This window comes from Bacillus sp. P4_D3, assembly GCF_056401855.1.
The window spans coordinates 1-2,448 of record NZ_JBFUIN010000477.1 but is presented as its reverse complement, the minus strand read 5'-3'; the positions used below and the strand labels follow the sequence as shown (position 1 = coordinate 2,448).

The 2,448-nt window shown below is 32.1% G+C and carries 4 protein-coding genes; all 4 read right to left on the bottom strand.

Annotation, left to right across the window (positions count from 1 at the left end; genetic code table 11):
- Nucleotides 1-565, bottom strand: a 565-nt coding sequence (locus AC1DTM_RS22980) for an anti-sigma factor domain-containing protein (RefSeq protein WP_477000970.1), incomplete at its 3' end; no start/stop codon positions are given.
- Nucleotides 555-1,277: an RNA polymerase sigma factor SigI gene (sigI, locus tag AC1DTM_RS22975; RefSeq protein WP_477000969.1), complete on the bottom strand. Its 723-nt coding sequence runs from the start codon at nucleotides 1,275-1,277 to the stop codon at nucleotides 555-557. The genes AC1DTM_RS22980 and sigI, both read right to left, overlap by 11 nt.
- A gap of 175 nt (nucleotides 1,278-1,452) precedes the next feature.
- Nucleotides 1,453-1,581 carry a hypothetical protein gene (locus AC1DTM_RS22970; RefSeq protein WP_256416133.1) on the bottom strand — a complete coding sequence of 43 codons (129 nt, stop codon included), beginning with the start codon at nucleotides 1,579-1,581 and terminating at the stop codon, nucleotides 1,453-1,455.
- 507 nt (nucleotides 1,582-2,088) lie between these two features.
- Nucleotides 2,089-2,448 (bottom strand): CPBP family glutamic-type intramembrane protease (locus tag AC1DTM_RS22965; protein WP_477000968.1); only part of this gene is annotated, 360 nt, incomplete at its 5' end.

Sequence of the window (2,448 nt, the reverse complement as noted above, 5' to 3'; positions counted from 1 at the left end):
GATATACGACTGTAACGTGTTTTGTCTCATACTCTTTCTTTAATTTTTGCATAGCCTTTTCCAACTGTGGTTCTAGCGACTTGTCCTTTGTAACAGCTGTTAGCATAACTTGCTTATCATTCGTTAAGTACTTATCCTCTTGACTCTGCTTTATAATAGTACGTATTACGTCTTGCAGGTCTTTATTTTCCCATCGTTTCATTTCTTTTAAAATACGCCTTCCATCATCATTACAAGCTCGCAAATCTATAACACGAAGATCCTTTGTTACGCTCACCTCTAAACTTGGATTTATATCCACTGAGACATAAGCAAATACTTTTTCTTCCGGTTGGTTGTAGAAAAACAGCAACACACATAGAAAACAAGTAACAAGTAATGATGCAGGCTTTAAGAAAGAAGGGATTGAAAAACGCGGTGCTCTTTGCTCTTGTTTGTTAAACAAGATTTCCTCTCCAATCATGTAAGAGTGTACTTGTCTTTTAAACGTAATAAACTCTCCATTTGGAGTTAAAACAACTACGCTATGTTTTTTTATATCCATCACAATTCCTTTATTCATCATGCTTCTCCCCTCTTATATAATCAAGAATATATGTATAGTTGTTTGCAAAAATAATACACATCGCAATAATGTATTTTCTATGTCGCTCCAACGTTTTACGACTTACCCTAACACGCGGTTCAATATGTTTCAGCGGTAACTTTTTCTTTCTGAACAGCTCTTCCATCATTTTCTCGTCTTTTATAATAATCTTTACAATTTCTATTAAGTGCTCACGCGTATCACGATGCTTAGGAGATTCCTTAGCAAGCTCTGAAAATGTGATTTTAAACTCAGCTAGCACACTTTGAAAATGAAGAATTTCCTCCTTACGGTTACTATTTTCCATCTCTTTCATATACTCCGTAAGCGATACTTGCATTTCTAATATTTCCTCTTGCTTATCTTCTTTTAAAAAGACAAGATTATGCTTAGACTCCTTACGTATATAGTCAATTACATCTCTTTTTATAAGAAGATCAGCAAACGCTAGAAAAGATTTCCCTTTTTTATATGAATACTGTTCAATTGCTTCGTTAAACGCAAACAACCCAATGCTATATTCATCATCCTGTTCTGTAATATAACGGCGGCAGACAGACGAGATTGATTTTCTAATAAACGGCTGATACTGTACGATAAAAGCTTCCTTWTCTCCTCCGTTGTTTTGTATGTTAAATACGATATCTTCTATTTTCGTTTTTTTTAAGATCTTCATTACTAAACTCAACACTAGTAATCTTCCTGCCTCCTTCTGCTTCAAATAGCAAAATGGTCACTAAACAAGTGACCATTTAACCACATTTTCTTAGTACTTTTCTTTTGGGTTGTCTTCTTGCTATTACTCATATTTTTCGAGGCCAACTTTTTTTAGATGACTATTTTTTCCACTTGCACTAAAGTGAAGTCTATATTTTGTACTGCTTTCTTGTTTTCTTTTGCAATACCACTTGTTCTTCTTGCTCTTTTTCTATTTTATCTGCAATCTTTGAATAACTCTTCTCTATATTTTTGGTAATTTTAGCTTTTTCTTTCATTTGCTTTCTTCTACTTATATATATTCGAAGGAATAAATAATTTTATGGGGGTCAAAAAAATATTTTTTATAAAATAGTTATTTTTTCAAAAATAAAAACCATCAATTTGAAAAAAGATTGTTCAAATTGATGGTTTTATTGTTATATATATTAATTTTTTATAACTAAGGTTAATCATTTCTTTAATTTATTATCGCTAATAAACTAAAATTCCATAGTGCCCCCAGAACGAAATGTTGTACTAACTTGTAGCAAAACAGCTTATTTTGGAGTATTAGTTTTTCTTAGCTTGCTGGCAATGGCCCATCGCTATMAAGCTAAGAAAAAGAAATGCCCCCTAGAATGAAAAAACGCCATCCTTTCCTATGATTCTACAGAAAGAATAACGTATTTTTTCATTTTAGTGGAACAATTAATCTCTTAAGTTGATGAGCATGCAGCAAGCCCCTTTAAAGGTAATATTGCAGTACCAGGCTGCCCTCTATACTGAAAAGGTAATATCACAACTCAAACTGCTATATTTATTTCCTGTCGAATACACTCTTTTTTATTAGCACGTTTCCATAAATATATGGTGTAGAAGAATAAAATTGCAATAATAATATATGCAAAAAGCGACGAGGCTTGAACATTCCCCATAAAATTAAAGAAATTATTAAAAGTGTGGAAAGTAATGGTGATAATAATTGATTGCTTATTTACGATAAGTAAGGACAGAACAAGTCCAACTAAAAATGCATATATGATTTGTAAAATGGTATCTTCAATAGACTGCCCACCAATTAGTTGTAATAAATGGGTGATACCAAACAAAAAACTTGAAATCAAAACTGATTTTTTTATCCCCTTTGAAAACAACATTTTGAG

Bases quoted from the DNA above. Each gene is read 5' to 3' on its own strand.
- AC1DTM_RS22970 (WP_256416133.1), bottom strand. From the start codon at position 1,581: ATGAAAGAAAAAGCTAAAATTACCAAAAATATAGAGAAGAGTTATTCA.